The sequence below is a fragment of the Vreelandella vilamensis genome (genome assembly GCF_031451755.1).
Lineage (GTDB): Bacteria > Pseudomonadota > Gammaproteobacteria > Pseudomonadales > Halomonadaceae > Vreelandella > Vreelandella vilamensis.
This window is the reverse complement of record NZ_JARWAN010000019.1, coordinates 59,046-75,214: the sequence shown is the minus strand read 5'-3', so window position 1 is coordinate 75,214 and position 16,169 is coordinate 59,046. Positions and strand designations below refer to the sequence as shown.

Sequence of the window (16,169 nt, the reverse complement as noted above, 5' to 3'; positions counted from 1 at the left end):
ATTTCCATGAAAGCCTGTGCTCGGGTGGTGGTGTTGTGAGAGACCCTATTATCTGAGCATCAGGCTTTCTTTAAAACTGTCCGAACCATTGTAAAAAACAAATTTTTAAAAAAGAAGCACCTAAAAAAGATAAGAGCCAAGAGGTCACCATGAAAACCATCGGCTTGCTGGGGGGCATGAGTTGGGAGTCCACACAAACCTATTACCGTATGCTCAATCAAGGCGTTGCGGAGAAACTGGGGGGCTTTCATTCGGCGAAAATAGTGCTCTATAGCGTGGACTTTGCGGAGATTGAGGCGCTTCAGCGCGAGGGCGACTGGGAAGCCATGGCGGGTATATTGGCGAATGCAGCCCGTTCGCTGGCGGCAGCGGGGGCGGATTTTCTGGTGATCGGCACGAATACCATGCATAAGGTGGCCGCCGAGGTGGAGGCCGCATCGGGTTTGCCGCTTTTGCATATTGCCGAGGCAACCGCTGATATTTTGGCCCAGCAGGGGGTAGACCGCGTTGGCCTGCTAGGTACCCAGTTCACCATGGAGCAGCCTTTTTACCGGCAGCGACTGGAAGCGCGGGGAATTGAGGTTGTCGTGCCTGAGCCCGAGCAGCGTGAGGTGATTCATCGCGTGATTTATCAGGAACTTTGCCGGGGGACAATCAACCCCGCCTCGAAAGAGGCTTACCTGGACGTGGTGGCGACGCTTTCAGCGCGGGGCGCGCAAGGCGTGATTCTGGGCTGCACCGAGATTGGCTTGTTGATTAACCAGAGCGATACGCCGGTCGCGCTTTATGATACTACCGAGATCCACGCCCAGCGTGCGGTAGGATGGGCGCTGGACGATGGGGTGGCCTTCTGAAACCTTGCCGTTAGTGGCCGAACACCGACCAGCCGGTTTTCTGAGCAAATATTTCGAGTGCCTGGGTGCCTAGCAGGCTATTGCCGTAGGCATCGAGCCCCGGTGACCAGACGGCAATGGCCCCGTGGCCCGGCGCAATTGCCAGGATACCACCACCGACGCCGCTTTTGCCGGGTAGCCCAACGCGGAAGGCGAATTCGCCGGAGGCGTCGTAGTGCCCGCACATCATCATCAACGAGTTGATCCGCCGGGCCCGCTGGGGGGCCAATACACGAATACCGCTGGGCTTGTTGATGCCATCCGAGGCCAGAAATAGCCCTGCATGAGCGAGCTGTTCGCAGCTCATGGCAATGGCGCACTGGTGGAAGTAGGTGCCCAGCACTTTATCGACATCATGACGTAGATGGCCAAAGGCTTTCATAAAATGCGCCAGTGAGGCGTTGCGGTCACGGTGGGCCATCTCCGAGGCGGCCACGGCGTGGTCGAAGTAAATGCTGTCGTCATCGGCGATATAGCGCACAAAGCTGAGAATCTCGCCCAGGGTCTCTTTGGGTTCATGGCCCATCATGATCGCATCGACCACCGCAATAGCCCCGGCATTGATAAACGGGTTACGCGGCTTGCCGCTCTCATGCTCTAGCTGAACGATGGAGTTGAAAGGGTCGCCCGAGGGCTCGCGGCCCACTTTCGACCACAGCGAATCACCCACTTGGCCCAGCGCAATGGTCAGCGTGAATACCTTGGAGATACTCTGGATAGAGAAGGGCGTGGTCGCGCAGCCTGCCGAGTACACCTTGCCGTCCACAGTGGCTAGCGAAATGGCAAACTGTTGCGGGTCAACGTGGCCAAGCTCGGGAATATAATCCGCGACCTTGCCACGTTTCTCTGCTTTCGCCATGGTGGCGGCAATGTCGTCGATCAAGGCTTGCATGGGCGTATCGTGACCGTCAGTTGAGGCGAGTCATTACCCTAGCGAAAAATGCTGGCGCTGTCTGCTATAGCAGTCAGCAAGATTCGGGTCGGCAACTCGTCCGTGATCGCTTAGGCTGTGAAGGTGACGTTTAGCGGTTGATAATTCGACGATGTGAGAGACGACAATGAACGACTATGAGCGTATCGAGAAAGCCATGGCTTACATGGTGGCCCATGCGGCCGCGCAGCCCAAGCTGGAAGCGGTGGCCGCTCATGTTCATGTAAGTGCTTTTCACTTTCAGCGCTTGTTCTGCCGTTATGTGGGGATCAGCCCCAAGCGCTTTTTGCAGGCGCTCACGTTGGAGCGCGGCAAGCAGTTAATGCAGTCCTCTACCTCGTTGCTGGATATCGCTCATACGTTGGGGCTTAGCGGTGGCTCGCGGCTTTACGATCACTTTGTGCAATTGGACGCGGTCACACCGGGGGAGCACAAGCGCCAGGGGCAGGGCGTCGAGATTGCTTATGGCATTCATGCCACGCCGCTGGGCAGCCTGTTCGTGGCGGTCACGCCTCGGGGCATCTGCCGCATGGGGTTTGTGGATACCACCGGTGCCGACGAGTTATTGGCTCGGCTTGCCAAAGAGTGGCCACGTTCCACACTTCATCACAACCCTGACGCCACACGCTTTGCGGTGGAGACGCTGTTCAACAGGTCAGCCGATGCCTCAGCCACTTTGTCGTTGCATGTGACCGGCACCAACTTCCAAATCGCCGTATGGCGCGCGCTGCTAACCATTCCCGAAGGCCAGCTGGCTAGCTACAGTTATATCGCTCAAGCCTTGGGCACGCCTAACTCGTCCCGCGCGGTGGGCAATGCCGTGGGTGCCAACCCCATCGCGTTATGGATACCCTGCCACCGGATAATCCAACAAAGCGGCGCGCTCGGCGGCTATCGCTGGGGCGTGGCGAAAAAGCAGATGGTGCAAACCTGGGAGTTGGCGCAGTTGAATACGACGACACCTGAGTTTGAAGTGAGTTAAGCACCCCCCCCCTCGTTGCTTGACACATTGCGCTAGCCAACCCCTCCCGCTACAGTCTCGCCCTTATCCAAATGGGCGAGATGTCACTATGGCCACATTGATGATTCAGGGCACCACCTCGGATGCGGGAAAAAGCACCGTGGTGGCGGCGCTTTGTCGGGCGCTTATGAGGCGTGGTGTGTCGGTGACGCCGTTCAAGCCGCAAAACATGGCGCTCAACAGTGCCGTGACCGTGGATGGCGGTGAGATCGGCCGCTCTACGGCACTGCAGGCGCTGGCGTGCGGGCTTGAGCCTCATAGTGACATGAACCCGGTGCTGCTCAAGCCAGAAAGCGACCGCGGCGCTCAGGTGATTTTGCGCGGCAAGGTGCATGGTCATATGGACGCCATGGATTACCACGCCTTTAAGCGCACCGCGAAAGAGAGCGTGATGGCCGCGTGGCAGGCGTTGGAAAGCCGCTTTGAGGTGATTATTGCCGAAGGCGCGGGCAGCCCCGCTGAAATCAATCTGCGCAAGGGCGATATCGCCAATATGGGCTTTGCCGAAGCGGCGGACTGCCCGGTGATATTGGTGGGCGATATTGATCGAGGCGGGGTGTTTGCGCAGCTGGTGGGCACGCTTGCACTGCTGAGCGAAAGCGAACAGGCGCGGATGAAAGGGTTTGTGATCAACCGTTTTCGTGGCGATATGAGCTTGTTAACCCCAGGCATCGACTGGCTGATGGCACACACCGGCAAGCCAGTGTTGGGCACCTTGCCGTACCTTCAAGGGTTGCTGCTGGATGCGGAAGACAGCATCGGCCTGACCCACGCGCCAACGCAAGGGGGATCGCTTAACGTCGTGGTCCCCGCGTTGCCCCGCATCAGCAATCACACGGATTTTGATCCATTGCGCTTGCATCCTCAAGTAACACTCACGTTTGTCGGCGCGGGCGAGCCGATGCCTGCGGCCGATGTGATCATCTTGCCCGGTAGTAAGAGTACCGCTAGCGACTTGGCGTGGTTAAAACGCCAGGGCTGGGATAACGCCATTCAGCGCCACCTGCGCTACGGCGGCAAGGTGCTGGGTATTTGCGGTGGTTTTCAAATGCTCGGCGATTGGGTGGAAGATCCTGACGGCCTGGAGGGCAAGGCCGAGCGTGTCATGGGATTGGGGCTGCTATCGCTCACCACGCGCATGGTGGCGGGCAAACAATTACGCAATGTGAGTGGCGTGACAGTGGCCGACGGCGCGAGCGTAACAGGTTACGAGATTCACAATGGCGTGAGCGAGGGGACTGCGCTGGCGCAGCCGCTGTTTGATTTAGGCACCCACCTTGATGGCGCGGTCAGCGACGATGGGCAGGTGCTGGGCACCTACCTGCACGGCCTGTTTGATCATTTCGAGGCTTGCCAGGCGTTATTAGCGCGCTTGGGGTTGGCCGTACCACAACCCGTGGACTATCTCGCCCATCGCGAGCGGGAACTGGATCGCCTGGCCGATACACTAGAAGCTCATCTGGATATTCACGCGGTGATCAATCTTCTGGAAGCTGGCGCGTCGCCATCACGGTAATCTCGACGTGGCAGCCACCACAGATAGTGGGCGATTCGGTACAGGTTCGGGCTGGGTAGCGGCTCGGCTCGAAGAATTCGGCATAGACGCTGTCCATATCGCTGAGGGTATTGAGGTCAGATAAGTGAACATCCACACGTAGCGCATCTGCTAGGCTGCCGCCTTCCATTTCCAGCATGCGTGAAATGGCACGCATCACTAACCGGGTTTCTTCCTTGATGTCACCTTTAACCGCATGGCCGTTCGATAGGTCAGAAACCGTCAGCCCGGAAATAAACACATAGCGGTCATCCATCACCATATGACTACCGGGGAAGCTTGGCGTGGGCATGGTGGGGTCGTTCATAAATGTCGTCATAATCATCCTTTTATGTTTCCTACACAACGCTCCGACAGGGAAGCGCGCGCTAGGTTCATGTTGCGTGGCGCTGTTAAAATAGCAGTGTTTACACTAGGCTTGCCGCTTTTGGCGAGCGGAGGACCGCATGAAAGTAATCCAAATAAACCAGACAGCACAGCAAGATGCTTGCTTGGCGCGTTTGTGCGCCGAGGTTTATGGCCAGCAGGCGGGATTGACGCCCTTGGTGGTCTTCGCGGGGACAAGGCGCGTCCTGTTCGCTCAGGAGGCCGCACGTTTGCTAGCGCTGGTGGATAACCAGGGTACGCCCCTGGCATTGGCGTTGTTGGTGTTGGATGAAGCGGGAGAGGGCATGACCGTAACGTTATCCTGCTCCTTGACCGATGATATCGAGCCACGGCATCGGCTGATTAAAGAACTATCGCTCAAAGCACCGCTGCGAGTCGAGGTAAAAGACTCGGCTGATGAGGTTTTCTACCAATCCTGTGGCCTAACGCGCTGGTTGGACGGCGGGGATAATCTACGCATTGGGCTCGGTGCGCGCCATCCCGCAGGCGATATCAGTGAATTGACCGATACCTTGAGTATCGATGAGCACGCCATCCTGCGAAGCTTTAAGCACAACCCCAAGCGTTTCGAGGAAGATAAGCAGCGCTTTGTGGAGGGGTTAGCCGCATTTCCTGAGACACTTTAGACACTTTTTTAGGCATTTATCCTTCTTCTGCGACCAAAGAACGACGTTTACGTTAAGGTGATTTCTGCAAGAAACATTGTCGACATGTAAGCGTCATTTCCTGCTTTTAAGCTTAGTTTTCCTGCCTTTTGCACGTTTTAAGTGCAAGTGGGGAATTTCCTGTCGACAGTTTTTGCTGTGTCTAGCGGCGTTATGCACGAAAAGTCGAATGTTATCTTATTGAATAGCCACGTAAAAATGCAGCCACTAAACAATAACAATATATATGAGGATTGTATGATAAATAACCAGACACCGTGAGGAAACGTCGTGCTGCTCAAACGTGAATATGGGAAAGAACATCCCTACTGGCCCGTTGGCCCGTTCAAAGTTCGCCTGCCTTTTATCCATTTTCGCTGGGAAATTCCTGAAACGATTCAAGCCTTGGTAATGTTTGTTATCGGGTTAGGGATGATCCCGCTGCTTGAGCAGTATCTGGGCTTACCTTACGACGTTGCGCTCGCGTATGTCGTGGTGTGTGGGATCGGCTTTATACTACCGCCGCTTTTGGGGGTGCCGTTTGTCGCGGGATGGATTACCCCGGCTATTCCCGTGGTGCTGCTTTTTATCGGGCAGTATGAGCCCGGCCCCGAAGCGATTAAGGCAATGGTGGCGCTACAGTTAATGGTCACCGCGATTTTCTTGTTCATGGCCGTCACGCGGTTGGGCTCCAAGCTGGTCAATAGCGTGCCTAACTCTATCAAGGCCGGTATTTTGTTGGGCGCAGGTATTGCCGCGATCAGCGGTGAGATAAGCCCAGGCGGGCGCCTTCATGAAACACCGATTTCGCTTGGCATTGGCGGGCTTATTACGCTGTATGTCCTTTTTTCGCTTTCGTTTCGTGATTTAACTGAGAAATATCGTTGGGCGCGCAATATCGCCGCTTACGGCATGGTGCCGGGTATGTTGATCACCATGGCGATTGGCTGGGGCGTGGCGGAATACCCGATGCCGACCGTGGAGTGGGGGGTTGAACTGCCGGATTTCGCGGGTATTTGGGCCTATTTGCCGTTTAGCATTGGCGCACCGGGGTTGGACCTTCTTGTGGCGGCGATCCCAACGGCGGTAATCGCCTATATCATCGCCTTTGGCGATATTATCGTAGGCCAAACGCTCATTAAGCGTGTGGACCACCTGCGCCCGGATGAAAAAATCGAGGTGAACGTTGACCGTGTGCACCTGATTACCGGCCTACGTAACCTCATGCACTCGATGTTTGCGCCCTACCCAGGGCTTGCCGGGCCGCTCTTTACCGGCGCGATGGCAACGATTGCCGAGCGTTACCGTTATGGGCGTAGCGCGATGGATACCATCTATTCAGGGGCGGCGGTGTTTTGGATTGTCGGCTTCTTGGCGCTATTTTTACTGCCGCTAGTCACGCTGTTTCGCCCGGTGTTGCCCATTGCGTTGTCGATTACGCTGCTGATCACGGGGTATTTGTGTATCGCCGTGGCAGTTGAGCAGATCAAAAATGCTACCGCCATGGGCGTTGCCGGCATTATGGGGGTGGTATTGGCCACGCACGGCGCCGCCTGGGGCTTAGGCATCGGCGTGATTCTGTACTTTTTGATCGAGCATCGCGCTCGTGGGGCGAAAGAGGCCGAGGAAGAAGAGCCGATTCATGTTGAAGACGATATGCCGGTTGAAGCTGAAGAAAAACCGGTAAATTAAGTTGGTAGTAGGAGTAAATTAAGCAGGAGTCAATGTGGGTATAAGCCCGGTAGCGCATCGTCGCTGCCGGGCTTTTTTCGTGACGACTCAATCACGCTGATAGAGGGTACTAGCGCAAGGGCAAGAAACGCACCTTTCGATGGAGCGAGCGTCACCAAGCAAGGGCCGCTATCTCCACCATCCCAAACCCCGCGACCCCGGCAGCCACTGGCCAGCCGAGTGAGCGTGTCCGTGACCACACCAGCAGCGTGACGGCAAGCCCGATGGCGGTGGCGATCCATGAAACGACGCTTGGATTAACCGGCACAATGGATACCCCAAGTACCGCGGCAATCATTAACGGGCCAAGAATACCCAGCCACTGGGGCATGTTATTAAGGCCACTTTCGCTGTTGAGTCGGCGCTGCATCCACAAAAACGGCACCACCCGCATTAGCAGGGTGCCTAGGGCAGACGCTACCACGGCTAACCAAAGTGCGGTGCTCATGATGTACGCCTCCTCGTTTCAAACGTGACCGTATAGAAGCACAGCGCGCCGCAGGCCGCCGCGAGGGGGATCGCCACGTTACTCCAGCCGACCAGGTTTAAACAGAGTGCCGCTAGAATGGTGCAGCCCATGGCCACTGCCCAGCGCTTGTCGGTAAAGCGCGGCGCCACCATGGTCAGAAACAGCGCGGGCAGCGCGAAGGGCATAATTTCACCTAGCAGTGGCCAGCGGGCGGTTAACGTTTCCCCGGCGGTGGCGCCTACCGTGGTGCCAACGATCCACGCGCCCCAGGCCAACAGTGATGCCCCGACAAACCAACTAAAACGCGTTGCCTCGGGCAGTTGCGGCAGCCGGGTTAGCGCCAGAGCGAATACCTGATCGGTGAGGCCGTGCATTAACCAGGGCCAGTGGCGGCTGCGCGGCAATAACGCCGCGAGATTAGGGCCATACACCACGTGGCGGACATTGATTAGCAGCGTCATTGCCACCACCAGCCACAGCGGTGCGCCGGTGGCGATCATCCCCACAAATAAAAACTGCGAGGCGCCAGCGTAAACTAACGCAGATATTGCCGTGGCTTCCCACGTGCTAAAGCCTGCCTGAGTGGCGACTACCCCAAACGAGAGTGCCACCGGAATGTAGCCGCCTAGCAGCGGAATGGCTTCCCGAACGCCTTGCAATGCACAACGCCATGGCGCTTGGTGAGAAAGTTGGCTCATGGCGTTTCCTCAATGGGGTAGTGGACCTGTTTTTATTTGGCTAGCTCACGCATGGCGTTTTCGAGGCCTTCCAGGGTCATGGGATACATGCGGTCGTCAATAATGTCACGAATCAACTGAGTCGAGTAGGTGTACTCCCAAGCGCGCGGTGGCATGGGGTTAAGCCAAGCCAAGCGAGGGAATTTCTCAGTGAAGCGCTTAAGCCATACGCCGCCCGGCTCGTCGTTAAAATGCTCGACGCTACCGCCTGGGTGAGTGATTTCATACGGTGACATGGCCGCATCACCCACGATCACGACCTGATAGTCATCGCCGTAAGTGTGCAGGATATCCATTGTTGGAATACGCTCTTCAAAACGCCGGGCCTGGCTCTGAGCATTGCTGCGCCAAAGCCCTTCATAAATACAGTTATGGAAGTAGTAGGCTTCAAGGTGTTTGAACTCCGAACGGGCCGCCGAAAAGAGCTCCTCACAGGTGCGAATGTGATCGTCCATGGAGCCGCCGACATCCAGAAGCAGGAGCACTTTCACCGCGTTATGGCGCTCAGGGCGCATCTGCACGTTGAGCAGGCCACCGTCGCGGGCGGTTTCGCGGATGGTGCTGTCCACATCGAACTCTTCAAGCGCTCCCTGGCGGGCAAATTTACGCAAGCGACGAAGCGCCATCTTGATATTGCGCGTGCCGAGTTCCAGGCTGTCATCGTAGTCGCGAAAACGCCGCTCGTCCCACACCTTGATGGCGCGACGATGACGCGAACCGTCTTGGCCGATGCGAATGCCTTCCGGGTTATAGCCGTAGGCACCAAAGGGGCTGGTGCCGCCAGTGCCGATCCATTTATTGCCGCCCGCGTGGCGCTCTTTTTGCTCTTCCAGGCGCTTTTTAAATGTCTCGATAAGTTCTTCGAGCCCGCCCAGCGATTCGATCTGGGCTTTTTCCTCGTCAGTCAGCTGCTTTTCAAATTCACGCCGTAGCCAATCGTCGGGAATCAGTGCCTCAATGGCAGCGTCCATGTCTTCTAGCCCTTTAAACCAAGCGGCAAAGGCGCGATCAAAGCGGTCAAAGTAGCGCTCGTCTTTGACCATGACCGTACGCGCCACTTGGTAGAACGCCTCTATATCGGCGAACACCACGCCGCGCTCCACCACCGCGTGAAGGTCCAGCAACTCACGTAACGAGACGGGCACGCCCGCACGCTTAAGGGTGTCAAATAGACCAATAAACATGGCTTAGCGGCCTTTCCTACGCAGCATAAACGCTAAACGCTCAAGCAACTGGGTGTCCTGTTCGTTTTTGACCAAGGCACCTGCCATTGGTGGCAATGCCTTGCCAGGGTCGCGATTATAGAGGGCTTCTTCAGCCAGCTCATCGGCCATCAACAGCTTTAGCCAATCGACCAGTTCAGAGGTGGAGGGCTTTTTCTTAAGGCCTGGTGCGTCGCGCAGATCGAAAAAGACTTCAAGCGCTTGGCTGACCAGCCGTGGCGCGATATTCGGGAAGTGTACGTCGACAATCGCCTGCATGGTCTCGCGGTCGGGGAATTCGATGTAGTGGAAAAAGCAGCGGCGCAGAAACGCATCGGGCAACTCTTTTTCGTTGTTCGAGGTGATGACGATAATCGGGCGCTGCTCGGCGCGGATGGTTTCACCGGTCTCGTAAACGTGAAACTCCATGCGGTCGAGCTCTTGAAGCAGGTCATTGGGAAACTCAATATCCGCTTTGTCGATCTCGTCAATCAAAAGCACGACGCGCTTACCTGCGCTAAAGGCTTCCCAGAGCTTTCCAGGCTTGATGTAGTTGGCGACATTTTCCACCCCCTCAACGCCGAGCTGAGAATCGCGCAGGCGGCTTACCGCGTCGTATTCATAAAGCCCTTGCGCCGCCTTGGTGCTGGACTTGATGTGCCACGTGATCAGCTGTGTGTCGAGTGATTCGGCCATTTCCTCGGCCAAAAGCGTTTTACCCGTGCCGGGTTCGCCCTTGATCAGTAGTGGGCGCTCTAACGTGACAGCGGCATTGACGGCCTGCTTGAGCGCATCGGTTGCAATATAAGAAGAAGTGGAATCAAACGCCATGGGGTGCCTCAGGTAGTCGAAACGAGTTTTGAAAAAATTTTCAAACAAGTGTACGTGAGGCGTATCGATCAGGCCAAGGGCTGGTTTCGTGCAGCGGGGAGATCGGGCTCAATAAACAGCATGCGCAGAGAGAAGCGCAGAAAGAGAAGCGCGAAAAAATGATAAAGCTCAATCATGGTTTTCTCGATAAATGCCATACTGAGAGTGTTATCCCTTAGTAGAGGACTGTTGCGATGAGCCAAAGCAAAATGCAGGCGGCGGTGTGGTACGCCGCCAAAGATTTACGCGTGGAACAAGCCGATGTGCCGACACTGCGCGATCCGCATGAGGTTAAGGTCAAAGTCGCTGCCTGTGGGATTTGCGGCAGCGATTTGCACGAATACGCGGCAGGGCCGATTTTTATTCCAGTCGGTGCGCCGCATCCGATCAGCGGTGAACAGGCGCCTATCATTATGGGCCACGAGTTCGCCGGCGAAGTGGTGGAAGTGGGCGATAACGTCACGCGGGTTCAGGTAGGTGATCGCGTGGCAATCGAACCGATCTTATCGCCCAACAAAGATGGCGCCTACTTGATGGAGCGCTATAACCTTACCCCGGAGCTTGGCTTTCATGGGCTCTCTGGCGGTGGTGGGGGCTTTTCGGAGTTCACCGTGATGGGTGAACACATGGTGCACAAGCTGCCGGATGCGCTTAGCTTCGAGCAGGGTGCGCTGATCGAGCCCGCGGCGGTGGGGTTGCATGCGGTGCGCCAGAGCAGTTTAAAGGCGGGCGACAGCGCGGCGGTATTCGGTGCCGGCCCCATCGGCCTGATGACCATTGAAGCGCTAAAAGCCGCTGGTGCGGCGCAAATTTACGCCGTGGAAGTGTCGGATGCGCGCAAAGCGAAAGCCGAAGCGTTAGGCGCTGTCGTCATCGATCCAAAACAAGACGATGCGGTTGAAAAACTGCAGGCGCTAAGTGGTGGCGGTGTCGACGTGGCATTTGAAGTGACCGGTATTCCCGAGGTGCTCAACCAAGCGCTGCACAGCACTCATGCCGGCGGCGAAACGGTGGTGGTTAGCATCTGGGAAGGTGAAGCGAGCTTTCAGCCGAATGACCTGGTGATCAAAGAGCGCACCATGAAAGGCATCATCGCGTATCGCCATATCTATCCCGCCGTGATGGCGCTGATGGAGCAAGGTTATTTCCGCGCTGAAGACATGGTGACGCAGCGGATCCCGCTGTCGGATATTGTTGACGATGGCTTTGAAGCGCTTCTCAACGATAAATCGCAAATCAAAATTATCGTTCAGCCGTAAGCCGATACCCCTTAAACCCAAAACGCCGCCCCTAGGGCGGCGTTTTGGGTTATAGCGCGGAGCTTGAAAAGCCAAGCGCTTATGGCGTTAGGTTATGAAATCCATCTGACGTGATGACGATATTGTCTTCAACACGAATACCGCCACAGGGCATGAGTTGGTCGACCAGCGTCCAGTTAATGGGCAAGCTGGTGTTACGCAGCGGCGCGAGCAGCATCGGGATAAAATAAAGTCCCGGCTCAATGGTGATCACCATCCCCGGCGTCAGAGTGCGGGTTAGCCGTAGCGCCGGGTGGTTTTCGGGTGCTGGGGCGGGCTCGCCGCTTGCCGTGCGCAAGCCCGCCACATCGTGCACTTGAACGCCAAGCGAGTGCCCTAGGCCGTGTGGGCAAAACGCGCGGGTAATGCCTTCCGCGATGGCGGCCTCGCGTGAGCCGCGAAACAAATCGTGATCAATCATCACTTCAGCCAGTTCGTGGTGCATTTGCTCATGCAGGGCAATAAAATCGACGCCTGGCGTTAATGATGCGATCAAGCGGTCTTTGACCGCGTGCATGGCGTTGATAAGCGCCTCGAACAGCGCCGGCGCATCCGGCCCTACGTGGGTGCGAGTGATATCGGCGCTGTAACCGCGAAAACGTCGCCCGGCGTCCACGAGTAAGCTATAGCGTTGCTTAGGGGCGCTGACATCGTAGTACTGATAATGCAAAACGCCCGCGTGTTGGTTCATGCCGATAATGTTGGAATAGGGCGTGTGCGATTCACGCTGCCGGCTCGCGGCTAGGTAGGCGAGCTGAATATCCAGCTCGCAGCAGGCACCGGCAAAGGCGGCATGCGCGGCTTCATGGCCTGCCATCGCGAGGCGATTGGCTTCCCGAAGGCAGGTGATTTCGTAGTCACTTTTGATTATGCGCAGCTCATCAAGCGCCTGGATGAGGGCGTCAGGATTGGCTTGGCCGTTGGCTAGTGCGCCCCCGCTTGCACGCAACGCGGCAATATCACCGACAATCGCGGTGTTATCGGTCAACGGCGGGGTGATCGCATCGGTACAGAGTTGTACATCGAATTCGGCCACCCACGGCTCTTCGGGGAGCATTGTGGGCAAATGCCAGAAATCGTTCGGGGCGTAAAGGTACAGCGTAGGACGCTTGTCGGGGTGGATGACGAGCCAACTGTGCTCGGCTTCCCATAGCGGCACCCAGTGCACGAAATGTCCGAATGCCTGAAAGCTGGGCATTTGGTCATCGCCGTAGTGGGGCGTGGCATGACCGCTGTAGAGCGCAATACTGTCGTAATCGTACTGCGCCATGAGCGAGCGATAGGCACTGAGCAAGTTGTCGAGATGGGCTTTGTGCTGACGATGGAGCGTTTCAGACATAAAAAACCTTGAAAAAGAGTAGCTGATAATATCCTAGCTGCGCGATGAGGGCAGCTCATTCCAGAACGCATCAAGCCCGGCATGGTGCTGGCTCGGGTGACGATAAAGACGCAGTTCCAGCGGCACATCCCAGCGGCTATCACCGGCGCGCATCAGCGTACCGGTAGCGAGCTCAGCTTGCACCGTGCGTTCAGGAAGCCAGCTCATCCCGTAGCCAAGCGCAAGTAACTCTTTGATACTTACCGCAGAAGAAATTTCACTCTGCACGGTCAGAAATGCACTTTGCGACAAGCGCGCGAGATGTGTTTTTAACACCGTCCCTAACAGGCTGCGTTTAGGATAAGCCAACCAGGGCAGCGGTGATTGGCGCGAGCCCGGCAGTAGGGCGCTGGGCTCGCCGTTGGCGGTAAACGAGGTTACCGGTATGAGTCGCTCGTGACCCACTACGCGGTAGAAACAGTTGCCGGTGTCGATATCCAGCTCGCAGCGCTCGCTCGGCCAATAGCACAGCGCGAGATCACACTCTGCTCGGGCCAGTGCTTGAAAATAGTCGCTCGCCACCCAGGTGGTTGCGCGCAAATAGGGCTGCAGGCGCGCTTGCCAGTCGCTTGTCGTTAGCCATTCGGGCAAAAAATGCGTCAAAAGGCTCTGCGGGGCGGCGAGCATGATGCGCCGCTGCTGTCCGGCATTGATCTCGCGCACGCGATCACGCGTTAAGCGCACCCGCTCGGTTACCTGCTCGCACAGGGTGAGAAACTCTTCCCCGGCGGGGGTGAGCGAGAGCGGCAGCGTTTGGCGGTTAATCAGCGTCACACCCATTTCCTCTTCCAGGAGCTTAATGCGCCGCGAAAAGGTGGGTTGGGTAACGTGCTGTTCGTCAGCAGCGCGAGAGAAATGCCGGGTTCTGGCCAGGGCGATAAAATCTTCTAGCCAGCGAATTTCCATGCCTTACCTCTCCATACAGGAACTAACGCCATACAGGAACTCGGCCGCCTCACAGGCGGCCTTCCTCAACAGCGTGACACGCCACGCGTGTGCCGTCATCCTGGGTTTGCAGCACGGGAATTTCTTGTTTGCAGCGTGCATTGGCGTAGGGGCAACGGCCGTGGAAGACGCAACCGCTGGGCAGGTTCACCGGTGTCGGAACTTCGCCTTCTAAACGGATATGCTGTGGGCGATCATCTTCCAAGCGCGGGATGGCTGACATTAGCGCCTGCGTATAAGGATGGCGCGGCTTGGCAAACAGCGTTGCGGTGTTGGCGATCTCACACACGGTGCCTAGATACATGACCGCGACCCGAGTGCCAAAGTGCTCTACTACGGCCAGGTCGTGGGTAATGAATAGGTAAGTGAGATTGCGCTCGTGCTGCGCTTCCATCAAGAGGTTCAACACCTGCGCCTGAATCGACACATCCAGCGCCGAAATGGGTTCGTCGGCAACGATAAACTCAGGGTCCACCGCCAGCGCGCGAGCAATGGCGATGCGCTGGCGTTGACCACCGGAGAATTCGTGGCCGAAGCGCTTGCCCCAGTCCGGGTCGATGCCTACCGAGTGCATCACTTCTTCTACCTTAGTGACGACTTTCTGACGGTTCCAATCGGGATGATGCAGGCGTAGTGGCTCTTCAAGCGTTTGCTGAATCGTCATGCGTGGGTTTAGCGACGCATACGGATTTTGAAAGATCATCTGCATGCGCTTGCGGTAGGGCAAAAGCGCACGTGAGCTAAGATTATCGATACGCTCGCCGTTGTAGCGGATTTCCCCTTCGGTGGGGCTAATAAGCCCCATGACAATCCGGGCGACGGTGGATTTGCCGCAGCCAGATTCGCCTACCACGCAAAGTGCCTCACCACGGTGGATGTCCAGGTTCACTCCATTGATGGCGTGGACATACTCCTGGTGGCGCACCAATTTACCGCCTTTGAAACGGAGCTGGTCGAGAAAATCCCCTGACAGCGAAAAGCGTTTTTTCAAACCGCGGATTTGCAAGAGTGACTCGGCGCTCTCTTCGTTTTGCGTCGGAATGCGGTGATCCGTCATGGCCTCTGCCTGCGCGTTCATGGATTCGTCTCCTTCAGGCGGCTCTCATCATTGGCCTCTTTGTCTAACAGTTCAGCCACCATGTGGCAGGCAACTTTGCAGTTGCCCGACGTGACAAACTCCGGCACTTGCTGAGTGCAGGCTGGGCGCTGGGTGCCATCGGCGCGTTTGATAAAGTCGCAGCGCGGATGAAAGGCGCAGCCGCTGGGCAGGTTAGATAGCGACGGCATGCTGCCACGAATCTGGTTGAGTTTCTCACCCGGCGTGGCCATTTGCGGTAGTGCGTTGATCAACCCCTGGGTGTAGGGATGCTGTGGGTCGTTGATGATTTCACGCGTCGGCCCTTGCTCGATCACGCGCCCGGCGTACATCACCAACATGCGCTGGGTGACCTGGCTCACCACGCCTAAATCGTGGGTAATCAAAATCAGCCCGACGTTGTTCGTCTCACACAGCTCCAGTAGTAGCGCCATGATCTCGGCCTGGATGGTCACGTCCAGTGCCGTGGTGGGCTCGTCGGCAACGATGATATCCGGGTCGAGCAGCAAAGCGATGGCGATAATGATACGTTGGCGCATGCCGCCAGAGAGTTCGTGTGGATATTGATCCAAACGTGTTTCCGGCGACGGGATCTGCACCTGGCGCAGTTTATCCAGCGCGATGGCGCGGGCCTCCTTGGTGGAGATGCGCCGATGAGCTTTTAAACATTCGAGCATTTGCTCGCCGATGGAAAGCACCGGGTTGAGCGTCATCATTGGGTCTTGGAAAATCATCGAAATGCGGTTGCCGCGTACTTTACGCAAGGCCCGTTCCGACATGCCATTGAGTTGTTTGCCGTCAAAAAGGACTTCCCCCCCGGCAATATAACCAGGCTTAGCAATCAGGTTCAGTAGCGAAAAGGCGGCAACGGACTTGCCCGCGCCGGATTCGCCCACGATGCCTAAGCGCTCGCCGCGCTCAAGGGTAAAGTTCACGTCGCGCAGAGCGTGGACATCGCCCAGGCGCAAGGCAAAGCGGACATCGAGATGGTTGACTTCTAGCAGTGCCATGG

The 16,169-nt window shown here is 56.8% G+C and carries 17 protein-coding genes; 6 read left to right on the top strand and 11 right to left on the bottom strand.

Annotation, left to right across the window (positions count from 1 at the left end; genetic code table 11):
- Window positions 1-149: 149 nt before the first annotated feature.
- Entirely contained in the window at window positions 150-854 is a 705-nt protein-coding gene (locus QC823_RS11945) for an aspartate/glutamate racemase family protein (RefSeq protein ID WP_309656574.1), read from the top strand.
- Window positions 855-864: 10 nt separating this feature from the next.
- On the opposite strand, the gene QC823_RS11940 is transcribed toward QC823_RS11945, so the two are convergent.
- On the bottom strand, window positions 865-1,785 hold the full coding sequence (locus tag QC823_RS11940; RefSeq protein WP_309656573.1) for a glutaminase: 921 nt from the start codon (window positions 1,783-1,785) through the stop codon (window positions 865-867).
- 166 nt (window positions 1,786-1,951) lie between these two features.
- On the opposite strand from QC823_RS11940, the gene QC823_RS11935 reads away from it, so the two are divergent.
- Together QC823_RS11935 and QC823_RS11930 are read left to right on the top strand one after the other, a co-directional pair.
- The gene (locus tag QC823_RS11935; protein WP_309656572.1) at window positions 1,952-2,806 is read left to right on the top strand and encodes a bifunctional transcriptional activator/DNA repair enzyme AdaA; all 855 of its coding nucleotides are present in this window, start codon (window positions 1,952-1,954) and stop codon (window positions 2,804-2,806) included.
- A gap of 88 nt (window positions 2,807-2,894) precedes the next feature.
- The gene (locus QC823_RS11930; RefSeq protein WP_309656571.1) at window positions 2,895-4,361 is read left to right on the top strand and encodes a cobyric acid synthase; all 1,467 of its coding nucleotides are present in this window, start codon (window positions 2,895-2,897) and stop codon (window positions 4,359-4,361) included.
- Here the strand turns inward: QC823_RS11930 and QC823_RS11925 are convergent.
- Entirely contained in the window at window positions 4,324-4,719 is a 396-nt protein-coding gene (locus QC823_RS11925; protein ID WP_309656570.1) for a RidA family protein, read from the bottom strand. The two genes, QC823_RS11930 and QC823_RS11925, sit on opposite strands and share 38 nt — an antisense overlap.
- 127 nt (window positions 4,720-4,846) lie before the next feature.
- On the opposite strand from QC823_RS11925, the gene QC823_RS11920 reads away from it, so the two are divergent.
- Window positions 4,847-5,413 (top strand): hypothetical protein, encoded by a 567-nt coding sequence (locus tag QC823_RS11920; RefSeq protein ID WP_309656569.1) that lies wholly within the window; start codon window positions 4,847-4,849, stop codon window positions 5,411-5,413.
- 309 nt (window positions 5,414-5,722) lie between these two features.
- Window positions 5,723-7,123 carry a xanthine/uracil/vitamin C permease gene (locus QC823_RS11915; protein ID WP_309656568.1) on the top strand — a complete coding sequence of 467 codons (1,401 nt, stop codon included), beginning with the start codon at window positions 5,723-5,725 and terminating at the stop codon, window positions 7,121-7,123.
- A gap of 151 nt (window positions 7,124-7,274) precedes the next feature.
- Here QC823_RS11915 and QC823_RS11910 read toward each other — a convergent pair whose 3' ends face one another.
- The 5 genes from QC823_RS11910 to QC823_RS11890 all read right to left on the bottom strand — a co-directional run bounded on the left by QC823_RS11910 (window position 7,275) and on the right by QC823_RS11890 (window position 10,598).
- On the bottom strand, window positions 7,275-7,610 hold the full coding sequence (locus QC823_RS11910; RefSeq protein ID WP_309656567.1) for an AzlD domain-containing protein: 336 nt from the start codon (window positions 7,608-7,610) through the stop codon (window positions 7,275-7,277).
- Window positions 7,607-8,329, bottom strand: coding sequence for an AzlC family ABC transporter permease (locus tag QC823_RS11905; RefSeq protein WP_309656566.1), 723 nt, complete (start codon window positions 8,327-8,329; stop codon window positions 7,607-7,609). Before QC823_RS11905 ends, QC823_RS11910 begins: the two co-directional genes overlap by 4 nt.
- Window positions 8,330-8,361: 32 nt before the next feature.
- Window positions 8,362-9,552, bottom strand: coding sequence for a vWA domain-containing protein (locus QC823_RS11900; RefSeq protein ID WP_309656565.1), 1,191 nt, complete (start codon window positions 9,550-9,552; stop codon window positions 8,362-8,364).
- A gap of 3 nt (window positions 9,553-9,555) precedes the next feature.
- Window positions 9,556-10,401 (bottom strand): AAA family ATPase, encoded by an 846-nt coding sequence (locus QC823_RS11895; protein WP_309656564.1) that lies wholly within the window; start codon window positions 10,399-10,401, stop codon window positions 9,556-9,558.
- A gap of 68 nt (window positions 10,402-10,469) precedes the next feature.
- Window positions 10,470-10,598 carry a hypothetical protein gene (locus QC823_RS11890; RefSeq protein WP_309656563.1) on the bottom strand — a complete coding sequence of 43 codons (129 nt, stop codon included), beginning with the start codon at window positions 10,596-10,598 and terminating at the stop codon, window positions 10,470-10,472.
- 36 nt (window positions 10,599-10,634) lie between these two features.
- Between QC823_RS11890 and QC823_RS11885 the strand changes: the two genes are divergently transcribed.
- Window positions 10,635-11,699 (top strand): 2,3-butanediol dehydrogenase, encoded by a 1,065-nt coding sequence (locus QC823_RS11885; protein ID WP_309656562.1) that lies wholly within the window; start codon window positions 10,635-10,637, stop codon window positions 11,697-11,699.
- 79 nt (window positions 11,700-11,778) lie between these two features.
- Here QC823_RS11885 and pepQ read toward each other — a convergent pair whose 3' ends face one another.
- From pepQ to QC823_RS11865, 4 genes are read right to left on the bottom strand one after another with little or no spacing between them, the layout of a single operon-like run.
- Window positions 11,779-13,077 carry a Xaa-Pro dipeptidase gene (gene pepQ / locus QC823_RS11880; RefSeq protein ID WP_309656561.1) on the bottom strand — a complete coding sequence of 433 codons (1,299 nt, stop codon included), beginning with the start codon at window positions 13,075-13,077 and terminating at the stop codon, window positions 11,779-11,781.
- A gap of 33 nt (window positions 13,078-13,110) precedes the next feature.
- Entirely contained in the window at window positions 13,111-14,022 is a 912-nt protein-coding gene (locus QC823_RS11875; RefSeq protein ID WP_309656560.1) for a LysR family transcriptional regulator, read from the bottom strand.
- Window positions 14,023-14,071: 49 nt separating this feature from the next.
- Complete coding sequence (locus tag QC823_RS11870) at window positions 14,072-15,139, bottom strand: ABC transporter ATP-binding protein (protein ID WP_309656559.1); 1,068 nt, start codon at window positions 15,137-15,139, stop codon at window positions 14,072-14,074.
- Window positions 15,136-16,167 carry an ABC transporter ATP-binding protein gene (locus QC823_RS11865; protein WP_309656558.1) on the bottom strand — a complete coding sequence of 344 codons (1,032 nt, stop codon included), beginning with the start codon at window positions 16,165-16,167 and terminating at the stop codon, window positions 15,136-15,138. The genes QC823_RS11870 and QC823_RS11865 overlap by 4 nt, the downstream gene beginning before the upstream one ends.
- Between the last annotated feature and the right edge of the window lie 2 nt (window positions 16,168-16,169).

Bases quoted from the DNA above. Each gene is read 5' to 3' on its own strand.
- QC823_RS11945 (WP_309656574.1), top strand. From the start codon at position 150: ATGAAAACCATCGGCTTGCTGGGGGGCATGAGTTGGGAGTCCACACAA.
- QC823_RS11940 (WP_309656573.1), bottom strand. From the start codon at position 1,785: ATGCAAGCCTTGATCGACGACATTGCCGCCACCATGGCGAAAGCAGAG.
- QC823_RS11935 (WP_309656572.1), top strand. From the start codon at position 1,952: ATGAACGACTATGAGCGTATCGAGAAAGCCATGGCTTACATGGTGGCC.
- QC823_RS11930 (WP_309656571.1), top strand. From the start codon at position 2,895: ATGGCCACATTGATGATTCAGGGCACCACCTCGGATGCGGGAAAAAGC.
- QC823_RS11925 (WP_309656570.1), bottom strand. From the start codon at position 4,719: ATGACGACATTTATGAACGACCCCACCATGCCCACGCCAAGCTTCCCC.
- QC823_RS11920 (WP_309656569.1), top strand. From the start codon at position 4,847: ATGAAAGTAATCCAAATAAACCAGACAGCACAGCAAGATGCTTGCTTG.
- QC823_RS11910 (WP_309656567.1), bottom strand. From the start codon at position 7,610: ATGAGCACCGCACTTTGGTTAGCCGTGGTAGCGTCTGCCCTAGGCACC.
- QC823_RS11905 (WP_309656566.1), bottom strand. From the start codon at position 8,329: ATGAGCCAACTTTCTCACCAAGCGCCATGGCGTTGTGCATTGCAAGGC.
- QC823_RS11900 (WP_309656565.1), bottom strand. From the start codon at position 9,552: ATGTTTATTGGTCTATTTGACACCCTTAAGCGTGCGGGCGTGCCCGTC.
- QC823_RS11895 (WP_309656564.1), bottom strand. From the start codon at position 10,401: ATGGCGTTTGATTCCACTTCTTCTTATATTGCAACCGATGCGCTCAAG.
- QC823_RS11890 (WP_309656563.1), bottom strand. From the start codon at position 10,598: ATGGCATTTATCGAGAAAACCATGATTGAGCTTTATCATTTTTTCGCG.
- QC823_RS11885 (WP_309656562.1), top strand. From the start codon at position 10,635: ATGAGCCAAAGCAAAATGCAGGCGGCGGTGTGGTACGCCGCCAAAGAT.
- pepQ (WP_309656561.1), bottom strand. From the start codon at position 13,077: ATGTCTGAAACGCTCCATCGTCAGCACAAAGCCCATCTCGACAACTTG.
- QC823_RS11875 (WP_309656560.1), bottom strand. From the start codon at position 14,022: ATGGAAATTCGCTGGCTAGAAGATTTTATCGCCCTGGCCAGAACCCGG.
- QC823_RS11870 (WP_309656559.1), bottom strand. From the start codon at position 15,139: ATGAACGCGCAGGCAGAGGCCATGACGGATCACCGCATTCCGACGCAA.
- QC823_RS11865 (WP_309656558.1), bottom strand. From the start codon at position 16,167: ATGGCACTGCTAGAAGTCAACCATCTCGATGTCCGCTTTGCCTTGCGC.